This is a genomic window from Sphingomonas sp. Leaf37 (assembly GCF_920939475.1).
Taxonomy (GTDB): domain Bacteria; phylum Pseudomonadota; class Alphaproteobacteria; order Sphingomonadales; family Sphingomonadaceae; genus Sphingomonas.
Map to the genome: position 1 here is coordinate 142,698 of NZ_CAKLAX010000004.1, position 21,293 is coordinate 163,990.

The following is a 21,293-nucleotide window of genomic DNA, read 5'->3' on the forward strand; positions in this document are numbered from 1 at the left end:
GCTGATGTGGTGTGACGTGTTCCAGATACGGGCGTTACCCGGCGGGATGCGGTCCGGCGGCGGGCACGCTGGCGTGCGGCGCGGATCGATCGGTTCGCGGCAATGGCAATGTCATCATGCGTCCCCTCCAGTACGATGCGGCTGTTACCGTCATCGGCGGCGTTTCATGCCGTCCTGCCCGTGTCCATATACTGGGCCAGAGTTCCGTTCCTATGTTGCCAAAATTTGAAATGCAATCATGATTATTGAGACAATGCGGATTCGCCGGATCGTGATGCACCGACGAAACGGTTATGGGAGAAGATCATGAAGGTCATCAATCGCAATGGCATGCTGGCGGCCCTGCTGGCCGGATCGCTGTCGATGCCCGGTGGCGCGATCGCCGCCGCGGCGCCCGGACGCGTACTGGAGACGCTGGATCGCGGTGTCGTCGCGGCACCCGCCAAGGATGGCGGCTGGCTGATCAGCTGGCGGCTGCTTGCTACCGACCCGAAAGGGCTCGGGTTCGACGTCTACCGCGACGGTCGCAAGATCAACCCGGCTGCGGTGAGCGGCGCGACATCGTTCGTCGATGCGCAGGGCAGTGCCACCAGCCGCTATACGATCAAGGCAATCGGTGTGCGCGGCGCGGCTGCGACGAGCAAGCCGGCCCTGATGCTGCCGCGCGGCTATCTGTCGATCCCGCTGATCGCACCGTCGGCCGGCACCACGCCCGATGGGCAAGCCTATACCTACACCGCCAACGACGCGTCGGTCGGCGACCTCGACGGTGACGGCCGGTACGAGGTGGTGCTGAAATGGGACCCGACCAACAGCCATGACAACAGTCAGGCGGGCTATACCGGCAACGTGCTGCTCGACGCGTATACGCTGGAGGGCAAGCAGTTGTGGCGGATCGACCTCGGCCGCAATATTCGGGCTGGCGCGCATTATACCCAGTTCCAGGTCTTCGACTTCGATGGCGACGGCCGGGCGGAGATCGCGGTGAAGACCGCCGACGGCACCGTCGACGGGACGGGCAGGGCCATCGGCGATGCGAAGGCCGACTGGCGCGGTCATGTCGGCGAGGTGCCACAACCCGATCGCACCGGGGCCACCCTGCTCCCCGACGGCACGAAGGTTGCGCGCCTGCAGGGCCGCATCCTGCAAGGCCCGGAATATCTGACGGTGTTCGAGGGGAGGACCGGCCGCGCCCTGGCGAGCGCACCCTATGATCCGCCGCGGTTTCCGGGCGGCAATCCGACGTTCGAACAGCTGCGCGACACCTGGGGCGACGGTTATGGCAACCGGTCGGACCGTTTCCTCGCAGGCGTCGCCTATCTCGACGGCACGCTGCCGAGCATGATCTTCGGCCGCGGTTATTATGCGCGGACGGTGGTCGCGGCGTACGACTATCGTGGCGGCAAGCTGACCAGGCGCTGGACGTTCGACAGCGCGGCGCCGGGCAACGCCGATTATGAGAGCCGCGGCAACCATGAACTCAGCATCGCCGACGTCGACGCGGATGGTCGCGACGAGGTGATCTACGGATCGATGGCGATCGACGACAATGGCAAGGGGCTGTGGACGCAGCCGCTGTATCATGGCGACGCGATGCACGTCGCCGACCTCGATCCCGGTCGGCCGGGTCTGGAGAAATGGGGCGTGCACGAGGAGGTCCGTCGCAACGGCCAGATCGGATCAGCCCTGCTCGATGCGCGGACGGGTCAGGTGTTGTGGAGCAAGCCCGCCGAGAAGGACACCGGCCGCGGCGTCGCCGCCGACCTCGATCCGCGCTACGTCGGTGCGGAATTCTGGGGATCGAACAGCCGCGAGCTGTTCGACGTCAAGGGCAATGCGATCGGACCGGCGCCACGCCAGACCAACTTCGCGCTCTATTGGGACGGCGATCTGCTGCAGGAATTGCTCGACGGCACGACCGTCAGCAAATGGGACTGGCGGACCGGCAGCGCGATACCGTTGCTGCATCCCGACGATGTCGCATCGAACAACGGCACCAAGTCGAACCCGGCGTTGCAGGCGGACATTCTGGGGGACTGGCGCGAGGAGGTGATGTGGCGATCCGCGGACAATCGCGAATTGCGGATCTATGTCACTCCCTATCCGACGACGCACCGGCTGGTGACGCTGATGCACGATCCCATCTATCGCATGGGCGTGGCGTGGCAGAACACCGCCTACAACCAGCCGCCGCATCTGGGCTATTTTCCGGGTAGCCGGACGCCCGGCGACACCGCCGAGTGATCCGGGGTCCATCCCGCGCCTTTACAGGGGTACGGGATGGACCCTGGCGTCGGGGCTGCCGTAAGCGATGGTGCGCAGCAGCGTCTCCGCCGGTCCCATCGCATGCGTGGCGAGCCACCAGCGACACACCAGGGCCGAGATCGCCCAGATCGCTGCCGCGACCAGCCATAGCTGCGGCAGCGACAGCATTCCGACATAGCCGCCGACGTAGAAGATCGCCGCGCCGAGGATGGATTGCAGGCAATAGACCGACAGCGTCATCCGCCCCAATGCCCGCAGCGTGACGGCTTGCCCGAACAACCCGCCGCGGAACAGCAGCACGGCCAGGCCGACATGGCCCAGCGTCACGAGCAGGCGTGCGGGTTCGAACGATGCCTCCGCCAAGACCCATTCCCAGCCGGGCGCGAGCGGCGATCCCATGTCGAAGCCGGTGCGCGCCATCAGGGCGACGTGCAGGCCGCGCAGCAGCAGCCCGCCCGCATAGCCATAGAGCAGCAATCGCCGATAGGTCCCGGTGGATGCCGCGCCGGTCAGGATGCCGAGCCGGAACAGCGCCATGCCGATCAGCATGAAGCTGATGCTCTCGCCGATATCGACCCAGCCCGTGATGGTCAGGTTCTCGCGCATCCAATAGCCACCGCTCCAGTGGAGCAGCGACAACAGATGCGTGCGCTGCCGGATGCGTTCGGCACGCTCGACGGCGGTCAAGCGGATGCTGCTGCGGTGAGCGCGTTCGGCAGCGATCGCGTCACGATCGTCGCTCGTCACCGGCTGACCCGCTTGCAGCCGCGTGGCGGCGGCGTCGCCCTGTTCCAGCTGTACGACCTGCTGATGCGTCCAGAACGCGCCGTTGGCGGCAAGGCCGGCGGTCAGCAGCGCCGCCGCGATCAGCAGCGTTCGCGGGCGTGCGGAGCGGAACGCCAGCAGGAACAGGCCGCTGATCCCGTAATTCCACAGGATCTCGCCCGGCCACAGGAAGACCAGCCATTGCACCACGCCGAACCCCATCAGCGCGATGCACCGCCGCGCCCAGACGTCCAGCGGGCGTGCCGAAGCGCCGGTGCCCTCCGCCCGGCGTAGCATGATGATCATGCTGGCCCCGAACAGCAGCGTGAACAGCCCGCGCATCGCGCCCTGCACGAACAGCGTCTGGATACCCCAGCTTGCCCATTCGAGGTTCCATTCGGCCGGAAAGTGAGTCAGCGGATAATCGGCGACATCGCCCATGCCGTGGATGTTCATCAGCAGGATGCCGCAGATCGCTATTCCGCGCAGGACGTCGAGCGTATGGATACGCTCGGCCGACGTGGTCGGATCGCAGGGGGCGGGGGGATGCAACATCACGATGCCAAATATTTCGATTCGCGTTAAAAAACGTGCCCCCCGGCACCCCGCCCTTGCCGCACACCGCCGGCGGGGCACCAGCCATTAACGGCAGCCACCGCCGTGCCGAAACGGGAATTGCCACCTTTGTACCGGACATCGGAACACTGTTCGCCGCTGCCGGTTCGCTTGCCACGTGACGTAAAAAGGGGCGAGCTAACGTGGACGATCAAGGGCATCAGGCAACTAGCCCATGGGCGCTGCCGGCGGGCGGCTGGAAGGCCGTGCTACGGCGAACCTGGGCGGAGACCAGCAGCGACAACGTCGGGCTGATCGCCGCGGGCGTCGCCTTCTATGGATTCCTAGCGCTGGTGCCGCTGCTGGGTGCGGTGGTGCTGAGTTACGGCTTGATCGCCGATCCGCAGACGGTGATCGCAAACGTCAACCAGCTGACCGCGGTGATGCCGACTGATGCGGCGAAGCTGGTCGGCGAACAGCTGATGAACGTCGTCCAGTCGTCAGACGGCAAGAAGGGGTTCGGGCTGTTGCTGGCCCTTGGCCTCGCGCTGTTCGGCGCCCGGAACGGCGCAGGCGCGGTGATCACGTCGCTCAACGTCGCCTATGAGGAAGAGGAGAAGCGGGGCTTCATCAAGGTCAACCTGCTGGCGCTGGGCATCACGCTGGCGGCCGTCGTCGTCGCGCTGGTCGCGGCGGTGGCGATCGCCGCGCTGGGGCAGTTGCAGGCATTGCTGCCGGGTGCACCGGGCGTCGTCGTCGTGATCGGCAAGCTCGCGACCTATGCCCTGCTGCTCGCCGCTGGCGCCGGGGCGGCGGCGACCCTGTACCGCTTCGGGCCATCGCGATCGCAGGCGCGCTGGCTGTGGCTGACGCCCGGATCGGCATTCGCCGCGGTCGGCTGGCTGCTGCTCAGCATCGGCTTCGGCCTCTACGTCGCCAACTTCGGCAATTACAACGCGACCTACGGTTCGCTGAGCGCGGTCGTGGTGATGATGACGTGGCTGTACCTGTCGAGCTACATCCTCGTGTTCGGCGCCGAGCTGAACGCCGAACTGGAACATCAGACCGCGCAGGATACGACCACGGGCGCGTCACGACCGCTCGGCGAGCGTGGATCGTGGGTTGCGGATCACGTCGCAGGAGACCGGGTGGAGCGTGCCGTCCCCGCCGAAAGCCACCGGCGCCGGCAAGGCGTAACGGCCGAATTCGCCGCCAGCCGGATGGTCGCGCATGCAGGACACGCCGCGGGGATCGGCAAGGCCGGCTGGGCGACCAGTGCCGTGGCGACGGTGGGCCTGCGCCTGATGCGCAAGCGAGGGCGCGCGCGTGCCGGCGCGGCGTTGCTGGGCGCGGGTGCACTGGCGGCATGGCTGATGCGCGAGCGTGCCCGGATCGAGACCGTCCTGTTCGATCTCGACGGGACGCTGGTCGACAGCAACGACTTTCACGTCGACGCCTGGGAACGGGCGTTCCGCGAGAGCGGTCACGTCTTCGACCGCGGTACGATCCATGGCCAGATCGGCAAGGGCGGCGACCTGCTCGTACCCGCGTTGCTGCCGGGCGTGTCGCAAGCCGAGCGCGAGACGCTCACGCGGCGTCATGGCGAGATCTTCAAGGCGCGCTACCTCGATCTCGTCCGGCCGTTCCCCGGCGCAACCGACATGCTCCGCCGGACGAAGGAGAGCGGCCGCAAGGTCGTGCTGGCCTCGTCGGCGAACGGCGAGGAACTGGATCATTACGTCCGCCTGCTGGCCGCCGGCGACCTGGTCGATGCGACGACGTCCAAAGACGATGTCTCGACGACCAAGCCGGCTGGCGACATCTTCGCCGCTGCATTGGCCAAGGTTGGGTCGCGCCCAGAACGTGCCATCGTAATCGGCGATACGCCTTATGACATCGAGGCGGCAAAACGCTGCGGGATCGCCGCGATCGCGGTGCGATCGGGCGGCTTCGACGATGGGGCGCTCGGGGGCGCCATCGCGCATTACGACGATATCGCGATGCTGCTGACGGGGTTCGATGCATCGCCAATCGCGCATTGATGACGCACACGCGCCGCGATTTCACTTGTCGCGGCGCGGATTAGCGCACAAGCATACGACTGGTCACTACGGAGACCGGCGCCCCGTCCTACGGACAGCACCCAAGGCGGGGCGCTAATTCCCCTGCAGTTCGCCCTATCGGCTCGGTCCGGGGCCACGCGATTTGGCGGGATCGTCCTTGCCGGCCTTTGTCATGACTGCCGAACATTTCGAGCTCTGCGCCTGCTGCGCCGGTGCCATTTTCGCGCACTTCTTCATCGTCGCCTGCTCCGCCTCGGTTAGCGTCGGCGCTGCTGCGGCCGCGGTTGCGTCCGCCGGTACGGTGGGGGTGGCGGTCGTCTGTTGCGCGACCGCGGCATGACCGGACGCCAGCAATATCGCCGCGCAGATATAGGACACCGTCTTCATACCGCCTCCTGATGACGACCTGTTGCCGCCGCCTGTTGATCGATGGTGAGCCTATCTCGTTTTATGCGGGGTATCCAGAGGCTTGGCGACAGGTTGCGCCGTTCCGCCGTGGCCGAGTATCGCGATGGTGCGTTCCCGTTCGTCCACGGCGAAACCGATATCCTCAAGTGCAAGTTTGAGGTGAACGCGGGTGAGATGGTCTGCTTCCTCGAACGCGAACAGATGGGGCAAAGGATGACTCATGGGCACACAACCCGCCCGACGAATCACCGTTCCTGCCGTTAACTACCAAAATGGATCGATTCGTCGCATCCGCTTGCGGGTGATCGACGAGACGGTCGCGTCCGGGTGACGAGCTAGACGCGCGGCCGCAGGCCGGCGAACCAGTCGAGCACGGTTTGCCAGAATGACGGGCCGGCCGGCGGCCCCGGCGCGATGGCTGCACGGCGGCTGGCGTAGAAACCGGCGAGATTGGCATGGATGCGCCGGGCATGCTTGCAACGCGTGCGGCGCGCCATGCGGCGTTCATGCAATTCACGCCTTCGATAGTATTCGATGTCGCCGGCCATGATGATAATCGAACCATCATCGTTGTCGTTCAACATCCAATCTGATCCTTTCGCTGGCGTATCGCATTGGCCAAGTTCCCTCAGCGTAAAGGTGCGATGATGCGCCACAACCCGAATTGATTCCGAAATCGGAATGATCGCAGCCGCACCATGACATCGCGGTTTTTGCTTCAGAGAAATCAGCTGTGTCGTCCGCCGTCACCCGAATGGGGGCGGCGGACGAGCGGGGTCGCGCGGCGACCCCGTCGGGGCTGGGCCGAAAGGGAGCGAGTGATGAACGTCGAAGTGATCTCGAAGGCGACGGGTGCCGTGGTGCAGGTGGCTGCGGATGCGATCGATCTGGACGCGCCGAGCATCGTCCGGCTGGATCTGGCGCGTGCCGAGGTCGCCGGGTTCGAGCGGCAGGGGCAGGATCTCGTCATCCGACTGGTCACCGGCGAACAGGTTCGCATCGCCGATTTCTATCCGGACGGGGGCGCGGCGGCACCGAACGACCTCGTGCTGCGCGAAAGTGACGGCACGTTATGGCATGCCCGCATCGGGACGGGTGCGCCACGCTTCACGACATTGGTCGATCTCGACGATCTGCTCGCGGCGGGCGGGGATGGCAACGGATCGTCGCTGGCAGTGCCGGCGATGCTGCTCGGCGGGTTGGCCGCGGCCGGCGCCGTCGCCGCCGTGGCGGGCGGCGGTGGTGGTGACGACGACCGGGGCGATGACGATGATGACGTCGGTGGCCCGCCCGATCCGGGCAACGGATCGGGCAACACCGCCCCCGACCGCGATGCCCCGGCGGCGCCGACGGCAGCGGTGCGCGGCGATGGCGTGCAGGTGAGCGGGCGCGGCGAACCCGGCACGTCGGTGGACGTGCGGAATGGCGCGGGCATCGTCGTCGGCAGCGGCGTGGTCGGTCCGGACGGCACGTACGCCGTGACGCTCGAACCACCCCAGACGAACGGCGAACCGCTGGTCGTCACCCTGACCGACGCTGCGGGCAACGTGTCCGCCGGCACGCCGGCGATCGCCCCGGACATCACTGCGCCCGCCACGCCGGGCGCGGCGATCGATCCCACGGGTGCGACCGTCACCGGGCGCGGCGAGGCGGGCGCTACGGTAACGATCCGCGATGGGTCGGGAGCGGTGATTGGCACGGCCGTGGTGGCAGCCGATGGCACGTACACCGCGACGCTCTCTCCCGCGCAGGCGAATGGCGGTTCGCTGTCGGTGGTGCAGGCGGACGCCGCCGGCAACGTATCGCCCGCGGTGACGCTGGCGGCTCCGGACGTCACAGCACCGGTCGCACCGAGCGCGGCGATCGACGCTGCGGGTGTGGCGGTCACCGGGCGCGGCGAGGCTGGAGCAACGGTGACGATCCGCGATGGGTCGGGAGCGGTGATCGGCACGGCCGTGGTGGCAGCCGATGGGACATACACCGCGAAGCTGTCGTCAGCGCAGGCGAATGGCGGTTCGCTGTCGGTGGTGCAGGCGGACGCCGCCGGCAACGTATCGCCCGCAGCGACGCTGGCGGCTCCGGACATTACGGCACCGGCCGCACCGAGCGCGGCGATCGACGCCACGGGTGTTGCGGTCACCGGCCGCGGCGAAGCAGGCGCTACGGTGACGATCCGCGACGGATCGGGGGCGGTGATCGGCACGGCTGTGGTGGCAGTCGATGGGACATACACTGCGACGCTTTCCCCTACGCAGGCGAATGGCGGTTCGCTGTCGGTCGTGCAGGCCGACACCGCCGGCAACGTATCGCCCGCAGCGACGCTGGCGGCTCCGGACATCACGGCACCGGCCGCACCGAGCGCGGCGATCGACGCCACGGGTACGACCGTCACCGGGCGTGGCGAGGCGGGCGCGACGGTGACGATCCGCGATGCGTCGGGCGTGGTGGTCGGCAGCGCGGTGGTAACGGCGGACGGTGGCTATGTCGTGGCGTTGAGCCCGCCACAGGCGAATGGTGGTACGCTGACCATCGGCCAGACGGATCCCGCCGGTAACGATTCGCCCGGCATCACGATCGCCGCGCCGGATGTCACCGCGCCCGGCGCTCCCGTAGCGACGCTGGATGCGACCGGGACCATCGTCAGCGGCTTGGGGGAACCAGGGGCGCGGGTCGTGGTCCGCGACGCCGGTGGTGCGGATATCGGCAGCGCGACCGTCGGACCGCAGGGGAGCTATACGATCGTGCTCGCGACGCCGCAGGTGAACAGTCAGTCGCTCGGCGTGACCCAGGTCGACGCCGCCGGCAACGTCTCGGCGGCGACGCCGCTCACCGCACCCGATCTCACCGCGCCACCCGCACCGGTCGCCATCGTGTCCGCCGACGGCACCAGCGTGTCCGGCACGGGCGAGGCGGGAGCCACCGTCACCGTCCGCGATCCGCTGGCCGCGGTGATCGGTACGGCCGTGGTCGGCGCGGAAGGCACGTATGTCGTGACCTTGTCGACCGCCCGGACGGATGGCGAGCTATTGTCCGTTCGGCAGGTCGATGCGGCCGGCAATGCGTCGCCGGTCGTCACCGTCGCCGCACCGGACCTGATCGTCGACACCGCACCCGATGCACCGACGGCTGCGGTGGCTGCCGATGGCGGCGCGGTGACCGGCACCGCCGACGCGGGCGCCAGGGTCACGCTCTATAATGGCGACGGGATCGTGGTCGGCACGGGCGTCGCGGGCGCGGATGGCAGTTACAGCGTCGCGCTGATCCCGCCACGGATCGACGGCGAGACGATCCGCGTCACGCAGACCGACGCAGATGGCGACATATCGCCGCCGACGGTCGCGATCGCACCGGACCTGACGGCCCCTCCAGCGCCGTCCGCAACCGTCGACGCCGGGGGCGTGGTGGTCACCGGCACCGCAGAAGCCGGCGCCACGGTGATCGTGCGCACCGCCGATGGCACCGCGATCGGAACAGCCACCGTCAATCCGCAGGGCGATTACGCCGTTATCCTGAACCCGGTACAGGCAAACGGCGGAACGATCGCGGTGACCCAAAGCGATGCCGCCGGCAACGTGTCCGCCCCGACCAGTGTCGCCGCGCCAGATATCACGGCGCCGTCCGCGCCGGTGGCGAACGTCGGCGCGGACGGCAGCCTCGTGACCGGTACTGGCGAGCCGGGCGCGACCGTCACCGTTCGCGATGGGTCCGGCACGACGATCGGCAGCGGCGTGGTCGGCGCGGACGGAAGCTTCGCCGTTCCGGTGGCACCGGCGCAGGCGAACGGAGGCACGGTCGCGGTCACCCAGACCGACGCGGCAGGCAACGTCTCGCCGGCCACCGCTGCGGCGGCACCCGACATCACTGCGCCGGCTGCACCGACCGCGATCGTCAGCGCGAACGGCAGCGCCGTCAGCGGCATCGGCGAGGCGGGCGCCACCGTCACCGTCGCGGATGCCGGCGGCGGGGTGATCGGGACGGCGGTCGTCGCATCCGATGGCAGCTATACGGTTGCGCTGACACCCGCGCGGGCGAATGGTGAGGCGTTGACGGCGTCGCAGGCCGACGCGGCGGGCAACGTATCGCCGACGATCGCGCTGACCGCCCCCGACATCACCGCGCCGGCAGCGCCTACGGTAAGCGTCAATGCCAATGGCACCGTCGTGACCGGGACCGGTGAACCCGGTGCCCGTGTGACCATTACCGATCCGGACGGCACGCGTATCGGCAGCGCGACGGTGGCGGCGGATGGCCGCTACAGTGCGACGCTGAACCCGGCGCAGGTCGACGGCGAACGGCTGGAGGCAAGGCAGGCAGATTCGGCGGGCAACGTCTCCGGCGCCGCGAGCACAGTCGCGCCGGATCTCACCGCACCGGCGCAGCCGACCGCGACGATCGCCGCCGATGGCGTGAGCGTCGGCGGAACGGGCGAACCCGGCGCCCGCATCGTGGTGACGAACGCAGCCGGAACGGTGATCGGTACGGCAGACGTCGCATCGGACGGCCGCTATACCGCACCCCTGTCACCGGCACAGGCAAACGGCGAGACGCTCGCCGTCGTGCAGACGGATGCGGCCGGCAATGCCTCGGCCCCGCTCTCGTTGGTCGCGCCGGACATCACTGCGCCGCCGGCGCCGGTCGCGACCCTCGACGCGACCGGGGCGATCGTGAGCGGCACCGGCGAACCGGGCGCCCGCGTCACCGTCACCGATACGACCGGCAACGCGCTGGGCAGCGCCATCGTCACCGCACAGGGTGGCTATACCATCACGCTGGCGACGCCGCAGGTCGATCGGCAGACGCTGGCGGTCGTGCAGACGGACGCGGCAGGCAATGCATCGCCGGCGGCCAGTTTGGTGGCCCCCGATCTGACCGCCCCCGCCGCGCCCGCGGCGATCGTCGGGGCGGACGGCACGACCGTCAGCGGCGCGGGAGAGCCCGGCGCCACCGTGACGATCCGCAATCCGCTGGGTGTTGTGATCGGCAGCGCGACCGTCGCCGCCGACGGCAGCTATGTCGCACCTCTGACCCCGCCGCAGACCGACGGCGAAGTGTTGTCGGTGCGGCAGGCCGATGCGGCGGGTAACGTTTCCCCGACGACCAGCACAGTCGCGCCCGATCTGGTCGCGGACAGCGATCCGGACGCGCCCACCGCTGTCGTCGGTGCCGATGGCGCATCGGTGAACGGCGCCGGAATCGCAGGAGCGACGATCACCGTCTATGACGCGACGGGGGTGGTGATCGCCACCGGCATCGCCGACGCGAACGGCAATTACAGCGTCGTACTGGCCCCCGCGCGTGTCGACGGGGAGGTCGTGCGGGTCACGCAGACCGAGGCGGACGGCGATGTTTCGCCGCCGGCCACCGCCATCGCGCCCGATCTCACCGCGCCCGCTGCGCCAACCGCGGCGCTGGACGGCACCGGCGGCGTGGTGACGGGCACCGGTGAGCCCGGCGCGACGATCACCGTACGCGGCGTCGGCGGCATCGCGCTCGGCACCGCGACTGTCGCGGCCAACGGCGCCTATGCGGCGGTGCTGACCCCGGCACAGACCAACGGCGAGGCGCTGGCTGTCACGCAGGCGGATGCGGCCGGCAACGTTTCCCCCCCGATCGCGCTGGTCGCGCCGGATTTTACGGCGCCCGCAGCCCCCACGGCCAGCGTCGCCGCAGACGGGACGAGCGTCACCGGCAATGGCGAACCAAACGCCAGGATCGTCATCACCGACGCCGCGGGTGCGGTCGTCGGGCTCGCCGTCGTGGCCGCGGATGGCCGCTACGTCGCATCGCTCGATCCGGCACAGCGTAATGGCGAACGGCTGAACGCGACGCAGACCGATGGTGGTGGCAACGTCTCGCCGCCGGTCGAGGCGGTCGCGCCGGACCTCACCGCGCCGGTCGCACCGACGCTGTCGATCGCCGCGGATGGCGCGTCGGCGAGCGGGACCGGCGAACCCGGCGCCACCGTCACGTTGCGCAACCCGGATGGCAGCATCATCGGCACCGTACCGGTCGGCGCCGACGGCAGCTTCACCATCGCGCTCGCACCACCGCGGCTCAACGGCGAAACATTGTCGGCGACCCAGTCGGATGCCGCCGGCAACGTGTCGCCACCGGCCTTCGACGCGGCGCTCGACACGACAGCGCCAGCCGCGCCAACTGCCGCGATCGGTGTCGATGGTGCGACCGTGACGGGCGTCGGCGAAGCGGGTGCCACCGTCACCGTGACCGGTCCGGGTGGCGCGCCGCTCGGCAGCGCGATCGTCGCGGCGGATGGCAGCTACGCCGTCACGCTCGCGACGGCGCAGGGCAACGGGGAGGCGCTGCTGGTCAGCCAGAGCGATTCCTCCGGCAATACCTCGCCAGCCACGCCGCTCGTCGCGCCCGACTTCACCGCTCCGGGTTTGCCGAACGCGGTCGTAACCACCGATGGCACGAGTGTCACCGGCACCGGCGAACCGGGCGCGACGGTGACGATCACCGGCGCGGGCGGCGTATCGATCGGTTCGGCGATCGTCGCCCCCGACGGTACGTTCGTCGTGCCGCTGACGCCGCCGCAGACCAATGGCGAACAGCTGGGGGCGAGCCAACGCGATCCGACCGGCAACGCCTCCGGTATCGCGCAGATCGCCGCGCCCGATACGACCGCGCCACTTGCGCCGACCGCAAGCGTCTCGGCCGACGGCGGGCTCGTCACTGGCAGGGGTGAGCCCGGTGCGACGGTTACGGTCAGTGACCCCACCGGGGCGTCGCTCGGTAACGCGGTGGTCGATGCGTCGGGCAATTATGCGGTGCCCCTGTCGCAGGCGCAGCTCGACGGCCAGACGTTGACCGTCACGCAGGCCGACCGTGCCGGCAACGTATCGCCCCCGGCCAATCCGGTCGCTCCCGATACGACCGCGCCGCTTGCGCCGACCGCAAGCGTCTCGGCCGACGGCGGGCTCGTCACGGGCCGGGGCGAACCGGGTGCGACGGTTACGGTCAGTGGCGCGAACGGGGCGCCGCTCGGTAACGCGGTGGTCGATGCGTCGGGCAATTATGCGGTGCCCTTGTCGCAGGCGCAGCTCGACGGCCAGACGTTGACCGTCACGCAGGCCGACCGCGCCGGCAACGTCTCGCCCCCGGCCAACCCGGTGGCCCCCGATACGACCGCGCCGCTTGCGCCGACCGCAAGCGTCTCGGCCGATGGCGGGCTAGTCACGGGCCGGGGCGAACCGGGTGCGACGGTTACGGTCAGCGGCGCGAACGGGGCGTCGCTCGGTAACGCGGTCGTCGATGCATCGGGTAATTATGCGGTGCCCTTGTCGCAGGCGCAGCTCGACGGCCAGACGTTGACCGTCACGCAGGCCGATCGTGCCGGCAACGTCTCGCCCCCGGCCAATCCGGTCGCTCCCGATACGACTGCGCCGCTCGCGCCTACCGCGGCCGTTACCGCGGATGGTGGCGCCGTGGTCGGCGCGGGCGTAACCGGCGCGACGATCACCGTAACCGGCACAGGTGGTACCGTGCTGGGCACCGCCATCGTCGGTGCGGGCGGGACGTATAGCGCGACGCTGGACGTCCCGCAGCGCAATGGCGAGGTGCTGACCGTCGTCCAGTCGGATGCCGCGGGCAACGTCTCGCCCCCCATCCCGGCGATCGCACCGGATCTGACCGCCCCGGCGGCGCCGACCGCGGTGGTCGACGGGACGGGCGGGGTGGTGACCGGCATCGGCGAACCCGGCGCGACCGTCACCATCACCACCGCGGCGGGTGCCGTCCTCGGCACGGGCGTGGTCGCCAGTGGCGGCGGTTATCAGGTGGTGCTGGATGTCCCGCAGCGGAACGGCGAATCCGTCGTCGCGACGCAGCGGGACCCCGCCGGCAATGCGTCCGGCGGGACGATCGCGGTGGCGCCCGATCTTACCGCGCCACCGCCACCCACCGCTCTGGCAGTGACCGGCGACGGCACGACGCTGACCGGCACCGGTGAACCCGGTGCGCGCGTCGAGGTCAGGGGCGCGAACAGCGTCCTGCTCGGCAGCGGCACCGTCACCGCCGATGGCGGGTTCACGGTCACATTGGCGCCGGCGCAGGCTGCGGGCGGCACGCTGTCGGTGACGCAGGCGGATGGCGCGGGCAATGTCTCGGGACCGGCCAACATTGCCGCCCCGTTCGATATCCGGGCGTTCGACAATTCCGACACCGCCTCGATCGACCTCGTGCCGGTCACGACACCGGTCAATCTGGGCAGGGCCGATTATGTCGCGCTCGTCTCGCTCGGGCTGGTCAACCTGCAGGCGCAGGTGCTCGCCGTCGACAACGTTCGCTTCAGCGTCGCCGAAGGACACACCCTCGACGCCAGATTCACCTATGACGCGCTGGCGGACATCGGCGTCGCCAGCAATTACGCCGTCGTGGTCCAGCGGCTGGAAGGGACGCAATGGGTCGCGGTCAGCGGTAACGGCCCCGCATCGCTGCTCGATATCGGTCTGCTGAACGGCAATCTCAGCGCGACCGAGACGCTGGGGCCGGGCCAATATCGCGCGTTCCTGACCTATCAGGGCGCGGCCGGCATCGGGTTGCTGGGCAATCTTACCGTGACCGGTGTCGATTCCGACTTCACCGATGTCGCCGGTGCGACGCCCGCCGCCACAGTCGGCAACGTCATCGTCGATGCCGGTCCGAACGGCGAGGTCGACGTGGTGTCGCCGGGTACGCGCGTCACCAGCGTCACGGTCAACGGCGTGACCAGCACGGTCTCGGCGGGCGGCAGCGTGGTCGATGGCGCGTGGGGCACGCTGACGATCAATCCGGACGGCAGCTACAGCTACACGCCGGATGCGAGCGCGGCCGCGATCGGCCAGACCGACGTGTTCACCTATACCTTGCTGGATCCCGGCGACGGGGAGGTGGAGAGCGCGAACCTGTCGATCACCATCGGTAGCCCCGATGTGACGGGGTCGCCGGTCGCCAATGCCGATGTCGCCGCGGTCGACGTGACCTTCGCCAACGTCGTGACGACCGCTCCGGTAACGCAGGCGTTCACGTTCACCTCGCAGCCGGGCGGCCTGCTGCAACCGTCGACGGGGCTTGGAACGGGGAGTTTCGTCGTCGCGCCCGATGCCTTGGCGGACATCACGATCACCGCCGTGCGGCAGCCCAATCTGTCGATCTCGCTGTTGCCAAGCTATATGCTGAGCGTGTTCGACGGCGCGGGCGGACTGGTCCTGCGGCAGACGATACCGTCGTTGGCGGGATTGCCGATCGGCACCGGGGCAACCTTCACGATCGACGATCTGCCGAGCGGCAGCTACACCTATACGGTCGGCAGCAGCGCGGCGCTCGGCACCTTCACGACGGCCGTGTCGCTGGGATCGACCACCACGTTCCTCGACGATTACACCCTCGCCACGCGGGAAACGGCGACGGGCAATCTATTCGACAACGATGTCGCCAACACGCCGTTCGCCGCCATTCGCGTTAACACCGGCGGTGGCTTCACCGAAGTCGGCGATACGCCCGTCGCGCTGGTCGGGCAGCATGGCACGCTGACCGTCGACGAGACCGGCGGGTACGTCTATCAGCCGAGCGCGACGCTGGGCTATTCGGCGACCGACCTCCTCGACACGTTCACCTATCAGCTGGTGCAGCCGAACGGGGTACTCGCCACGGCGACGCTGAGCGTGACGATCGACGTGCCGGCGGATGGTGCCGCTATCGTATCGTCGGCATCGTCATCGACCATCCCCGCCGATGCGCTGGCGGTGGAGGCGGACGTGATCCCGCTGGACGCGTTGACGCCCGTTGCGGTCGAGGCTCATCCCGGCACGCCGGATGCGGGAGCGACGGTCGCCGCCACCTACGATCTGTTCGAAGGCAGGGGTAAGGTCGAGGATGTCCTGTCGCATTATCTCGGTACGCAAGGCGGCGTCGAAACCACCGATCCAGCCGAAACGGTGCGACCGGTGATGGCGTTCGATGCGCCGATGCCTGCCGTTGCCGACCCGCTCAACTACCTGGTTACGACACCGGAACAGTACCGCGACGAAACTGCTTTCAATCATGTTGTATAAGGGCCCATTCCGGGTGTTATTACGAATGATTTCAAGTGGATAAAGGTCAGTTCTTCTACACTGTTTGTTAAATCCCCCGGGCCTTTCCTGATCGCGGGAGAGGACCGGGATACCATGATCTATCCATTATCAGACCGTATCAGGCTGCTCGGTGCGGGCATCCTGCTGACCATCGGAACCAGTGGCGCCGCCGCGGGTCCGACTGCCGCGATCACCCTGGAAACCGCTGCTCGGGAAGCGGTGGCATGGCATCCGTCGGTGATCGAGGCGGCCGGTGCGCTGGCCGCACGGGCGGAAGACGTGAAGGCGGCGCGTGCCGGCTATCTGCCGACGGTCAGCGCGGGCGTCGGTAGCGGCTATGACAGCCGCGTGTCAGGGACGTGGCGACCACGGCCGCAGGTCGGCGTGTCGCAGATGCTCTACGACTTCGGCAAGGTGTCGAGCGAGGTCGCGGGCGCGCGCGCCGGCACCCGTATCGGGCGTGCCGAGATGCTGCTCGCGATCGATGCGCTGATCCGCGACACCGCCTATGCCGTCGTCGAATATCAGCGGGCATCGGCGCAGCATGTGATCGCCCGCGAACAGGCCGACCGTATCCGCGAGATCAGCGATCTGGTCGGCAAACGGTCGGCGCTGGGCGCGGCGACCCGTTCGGACGCGCTTCAGGCGCAGGCGCGGGTCGAGGCCGCCATCGCCAATCTCGCATCGGTGGAGGCGGAGGAGCGGCGCTGGGCGAGCAATCTTGCCTATCTGCTCGGCCGCGACGCGCCGCCGGCGACGGTGTCGGCGGACGTGCCGGACTGGCTGATGCGCAGCTGCGCCGGACCTGCGCCCACGTGGGACATGGTACCCGCCGTCATGGTCGCCGACGCACAGGCGGAACGTGCCGCCGCCGCGTTGCGGCGCAACCGCGCCGACCGCTATCCGACGCTGTCGGTGGGTGGTGATGCGTCCACCGATATCGGGTCGCCGTTCGGCAACCGCAGCATCTACAATTTCGGGCTGCGCGTCAGCGGCAACATCTTCGGTGGCGGCATCACCAAAGCAAGGGTGCGCAGCGCATCCTACGAGCTGGAAGCGGCGGAAGCGGCGAAGCGGCGCGTCCGTAACGAGACCGGCCAACGCCTCGCTGAGGCGCAGCAGCAGATCGACAGCCTGTCGCAACTCGTCGCCACGCTGGCGTCGCGCGAGGGCAACATGCGCGAGACCGGGCGCCTGTATCGCATCCAGTATCTGGAGATGGGTACGCGGACGCTGGTCGATTTGCTCAACGCCGAACAGGAATTGCAGCAGGTCCGTTTTCAGGCGGTCGACATCACGCAGAATTTGCGTCGGTTGCAGGTCGACTGCCTGTTCCTGTCGGGGCGGATGCGCGATGCCTTCCACCTGTCCGGCACGTCGGTGCGCGGGGTGACGTTGTGACCGCGCATCTGACTGCGGTGCCGTCGATCGACGGCTGGCTCGACCTGTTCGGCCGCGTTGCAGGGCATTACCGGCTGCCGGTATCGCAACAGCGCGCGCGCTTGGCGGCGCAATGGGACCTTGGCAGCGACGACGAGGCACGTATCCGTACGCTCGCGAGGGCCACCGGGCTGAGCGTGCAGTTCGCGCCCGCGGACGGCATGCGCGTGACCAGCTGGAGACTGCCGGTGATTGCCCGGCTGGCGGATGGCGAGATCGCACTGATCGAGGGTATCGACGCCGACGGCCATGCCCGTATGATCCTGCCCGGCGATCGCGGTGGCCAGACCCGTCTGCCGCTGACGCAATTGACCGACGCCGCGACGGGGTTCGTCATTCCACGTCCCTCGCGTTCGACGCCCGATGCGCGCATCGACACCTATATCCGTCCGTTTCAGGACCATTGGCTGCGCGACATCCTGATGGCGGACGCGCGATCCTACGGCCACGTCATGGTGGCATCGGTCGTCACCAACGTGCTGGGGCTCGCCGGCGTGCTCTTCTCGATGCAGGTGTACGACCGGGTCGTACCGGCCGGGTCGATCCCGACGCTGACCATCCTGTTCGTCGGCGTGCTGATCGCGATCGGATTCGACTTCCTGCTGCGCCGGTTGCGGACGAATATCGTCGACGTGCTGGGCAAGCGCGCGGACCTGCGCATATCCGACAGGGTCTTCGGCCACGCGCTGCGTGTGCGTAACCGGGCACGGCCAGCGTCAACGGGCACCTTCATCGCGCAGCTCCGCGACCTAGATCAGGTCCGCGACATGCTCACCTCGACCACTGTCGCGACGGTCGCGGACATGCCGTTCTTCCTGATGTTCCTGGGGTTGCTCTGGTACATCGGTGGCGGGCTGGCGCTGGTGCCGCTTGGGGCGCTTGTCCTGCTATTGTTACCGGGCCTTCTTGCCCAGCGCCGGTTGCGCATCCTCGCGACCGAATCGATGCGCGAATCCTCGCTGCGCAACGCGATGCTGGTCGAGGCGGTGCAGGGGATCGAGGACATCAAGGCATTGCAGGCGGAGGAGCGCTTCCACCACCAGTGGAACCACTACAATGCCGTCGCCGGCGAGGCACAGCTGCGCCTGCGCGGCCTTACCAACGGCCTGTCCGTGTGGACGCAGAGCGTGCAGAACGGTGTCTATGCCGCGATCATCTTCGTCGGCGCACCGATGGTCATCGCCGGGACCATCACCACCGGCGTCCTTGTCGCCACGTCGATCCTGGGGTCGCGGATGATGGCGCCGATGGCGCAGGTGACGCAGCTGCTCGGCCGGTTGCAGCATGCCAAGGTGGCGATGGGCAGCCTCAACCAGATCATGGCGTTGCCGGTCGACAGCGCGGATGCCGATCACCGTATCCCGCTGCCTGCGGTAGCAGGCGACTTCGCGCTGCGATCGGCGGTCTTCACCTATGGCGATCCCAACGCACCGCCCGCGCTCACGGTCGCCAGCCTCGATATCGGGGCGGGCGAGCGGATCGCGCTGCTGGGGCGGAACGGCGCGGGCAAATCGACGCTGCTGCAGGGGCTGTCCGGCATGCTCCAGCCGGTCGCGGGCGAGGTGTTGGTCGATGGTCTGGCGCTGCATCAGGTCGATCCCGCCGACGTTCGCCGCGACATCGGCCTGCTTACCCAGAACAGCCGCCTGTTCCACGGCACGCTGCGTGAGAACCTGACGCTGGGCGCGCCTGCCGCGTCGGACGCGGAGATCGGACGGGTGCTGGCAATGGTCGGCGCCGATACGATGGTCCGCCGCCTGCGCGAGGGGCTCGGTCATATCGTGCAGGAGGGCGGCATCGGCCTGTCGGGCGGACAGATCCAGACGCTGCTGCTCGCGCGTCTGCTGCTCCGCCAGCCGACGGTCGCGCTGCTCGACGAACCGACCGCGGCGATGGACGAGGGGGCCGAACGTCACTTCATTCAACAGCTTGGCGGATGGAGCCGGACGCGAACGCTGGTGGTCGCCACCCACCGCATGCGGATGCTGGAGATCGTCGATCGCATCATCGTCATCGACAACGGCGGCGTCGTCCTCGACGGACCCAAGGATCAGATCCTCGCGCAAATGCGCGGCACGCGGAGTGCGGCGGCATGACCGGCATCGCGATCGACGACGACCATCTGTTCGGCGGAGAGGGGGAGGCTCGCCTCGTCCATGCGACGCGGTTGGTCTGGATCCTGGCCGCGCTGTTCGCCGCCGCGCTTCTGTGGGCCTGGTTCGCGGACCTGGACGAGGTGGCGACCGGAGAGGCGCGCGTGGTCCCGACCAGCCGCGAGCAGGTGATCCAGTCGCTGGAGGGCGGCATCCTCACCAAATTGACCGTGCGGCAGGACGACATCGTCACGCCCGGACAGTTGCTCGCCCAGCTCGACCCGACGCAGGCGGGATCGACGGTTGAGGAAAGCGCCGCCAAATATCGCGCCGCCCTCGCCAGTGCAGCGCGCCTGCGGGCGGAGGCGAACGGCACACCGCTGTCCTTTCCCGCCGAACTCGACCGCTTTCCCGATCTGAAAGCGGCGGAAAGTCGCCTCTACGCGGCGCGTCGAAGCAGCCTGCAATCCTCGATCGGGCTGATCGACCAGAGCCTTGCGCTGATCGGGCGAGAGGTGACGATCGGCCAGCGCCTGATCGCGGTCGGTGCGGCGAGCAGCGTCGAGGTGCTGCGCCTGCAACGCCAGCGGGCCGATCTTGAACTCAAGAAGGCGGACCTCCGCTCGCAATATATGGTCGAGGCGCGGCAGGACCTCGCCAAGGTCACCGAAGAGGTCGACAGCCTCGCTCCCGTCGTCCGCGGCCGGTCCGACACGCTGTCGCGCCTCACGCTGCGCTCGCCAGTGCGCGGTGTCGTCAAGAATATCGAGGTGTCGACGATCGGCGGCGTCGTGCCGCCCAACGGCAAGCTGATGGAGATCGTGCCGCTCGACGAACGCCTGCTGATCGAGGCGCGCATCCAGCCGCGCGACATCGCCTTCATCCGTCCGGGCCAGTCGGCGAGCGTCAAGGTGACCGCTTACGACTATTCAATCTACGGCGGCCTCGACGGCACCGTCGCCAGCATCTCGCCCGATACGATCCGCGACGAGGTGAAACCCGACGTGTTGTACTATCGCGTGTTCGTCCGGACGAAGGCGGACAGCCTGGTCAACAAGGCCGGAAAGCGGTTCGCGATCACGCCCGGCATGGTCGCGACGGTCGACATCCACACCGGCAGCAAGACCGTGCTGCAATATCTGCTGAAGCCGCTCAACCGGGCAAAGGAGGCCCTGCGCGAACGATGACCGATATCGCGCATTCCCCCGCGCTGCTCGCCTGCGCCCGTCAGGCGCGGCAATTGCGCGCGACGATGAGTGCCTTTCTGCCGCGCGACCTGCTGGTCGATCCGGCGTGGGACATGATGATCGACCTGTTCATCGCCAGATGCACCGCCGAGCGATTGTGCGTGAAGGACCTGATCCTGCTGTCGGGCGAAAGTCCGGCGAGCGCGATGCGGCGGATCGACCGGCTGCAACACGCGGGCCTGATCGAACGGCAGGCCGATCCCGCCGATCACCGCCGCGTCCACGTCGGTTTGACCGAAGCGGGCCAGACCGCGATGGCGGCGATGCTGGCGCACCTGTTCGATCACCGCGGCGAGGATGGAGAGGCGCCGGCCACGCCGAAGTCGTTTCAGCCCGGAGCGACGCGCGGGTAGCCGGCGATCGAGGCTGGAACCCCGGCACTGG

General features: G+C 68.5%; 11 protein-coding genes. 7 read left to right on the forward strand and 4 right to left on the reverse strand.

What is annotated here, in order from left to right; translation table 11 throughout:
• Window positions 1-306: 306 nt before the first annotated feature.
• Entirely contained in the window at window positions 307-2,244 is a 1,938-nt protein-coding gene (locus LRA87_RS14485; RefSeq protein WP_443024891.1) for a rhamnogalacturonan lyase, read from the forward strand.
• A gap of 21 nt (window positions 2,245-2,265) precedes the next feature.
• Here LRA87_RS14485 and LRA87_RS14490 read toward each other — a convergent pair whose 3' ends face one another.
• The gene (locus tag LRA87_RS14490; RefSeq protein WP_230632492.1) at window positions 2,266-3,585 is read right to left on the reverse strand and encodes a DUF418 domain-containing protein; all 1,320 of its coding nucleotides are present in this window, start codon (window positions 3,583-3,585) and stop codon (window positions 2,266-2,268) included.
• Window positions 3,586-3,788: 203 nt separating this feature from the next.
• On the opposite strand from LRA87_RS14490, the gene LRA87_RS14495 reads away from it, so the two are divergent.
• Window positions 3,789-5,627 carry a YhjD/YihY/BrkB family envelope integrity protein gene (locus LRA87_RS14495; protein ID WP_230632493.1) on the forward strand — a complete coding sequence of 613 codons (1,839 nt, stop codon included), beginning with the start codon at window positions 3,789-3,791 and terminating at the stop codon, window positions 5,625-5,627.
• A 135-nt stretch (window positions 5,628-5,762) separates the two neighbouring features.
• Here LRA87_RS14495 and LRA87_RS14500 read toward each other — a convergent pair whose 3' ends face one another.
• The 3 genes from LRA87_RS14500 to LRA87_RS14510 all read right to left on the reverse strand — a co-directional run bounded on the left by LRA87_RS14500 (window position 5,763) and on the right by LRA87_RS14510 (window position 6,640).
• Entirely contained in the window at window positions 5,763-6,035 is a 273-nt protein-coding gene (locus tag LRA87_RS14500; protein WP_230632494.1) for a hypothetical protein, read from the reverse strand.
• A 51-nt stretch (window positions 6,036-6,086) separates the two neighbouring features.
• Window positions 6,087-6,266 carry a hypothetical protein gene (locus tag LRA87_RS14505; RefSeq protein ID WP_230632495.1) on the reverse strand — a complete coding sequence of 60 codons (180 nt, stop codon included), beginning with the start codon at window positions 6,264-6,266 and terminating at the stop codon, window positions 6,087-6,089.
• Window positions 6,267-6,391: 125 nt separating this feature from the next.
• On the reverse strand, window positions 6,392-6,640 hold the full coding sequence (locus tag LRA87_RS14510) for a hypothetical protein (protein ID WP_230632496.1): 249 nt from the start codon (window positions 6,638-6,640) through the stop codon (window positions 6,392-6,394).
• Between the two features lie 237 nt (window positions 6,641-6,877).
• On the opposite strand from LRA87_RS14510, the gene LRA87_RS14515 reads away from it, so the two are divergent.
• From LRA87_RS14515 to LRA87_RS14535, 5 genes are all read left to right on the forward strand, one after another.
• Window positions 6,878-16,108, forward strand: coding sequence for a BapA/Bap/LapF family large adhesin (locus LRA87_RS14515; RefSeq protein ID WP_230632497.1), 9,231 nt, complete (start codon window positions 6,878-6,880; stop codon window positions 16,106-16,108).
• A 114-nt stretch (window positions 16,109-16,222) separates the two neighbouring features.
• Complete coding sequence (locus LRA87_RS14520) at window positions 16,223-17,530, forward strand: TolC family protein (RefSeq protein ID WP_230632498.1); 1,308 nt, start codon at window positions 16,223-16,225, stop codon at window positions 17,528-17,530.
• Complete coding sequence (locus LRA87_RS14525) at window positions 17,527-19,665, forward strand: type I secretion system permease/ATPase (protein WP_230632499.1); 2,139 nt, start codon at window positions 17,527-17,529, stop codon at window positions 19,663-19,665. Before LRA87_RS14520 ends, LRA87_RS14525 begins: the two co-directional genes overlap by 4 nt.
• Complete coding sequence (locus tag LRA87_RS14530; RefSeq protein WP_230632500.1) at window positions 19,662-20,849, forward strand: HlyD family type I secretion periplasmic adaptor subunit; 1,188 nt, start codon at window positions 19,662-19,664, stop codon at window positions 20,847-20,849. The genes LRA87_RS14525 and LRA87_RS14530 overlap by 4 nt, the downstream gene beginning before the upstream one ends.
• Window positions 20,846-21,262, forward strand: coding sequence for a MarR family winged helix-turn-helix transcriptional regulator (locus tag LRA87_RS14535; RefSeq protein ID WP_230632501.1), 417 nt, complete (start codon window positions 20,846-20,848; stop codon window positions 21,260-21,262). The genes LRA87_RS14530 and LRA87_RS14535 overlap by 4 nt, the downstream gene beginning before the upstream one ends.
• Window positions 21,263-21,293 lie beyond the last annotated feature (31 nt).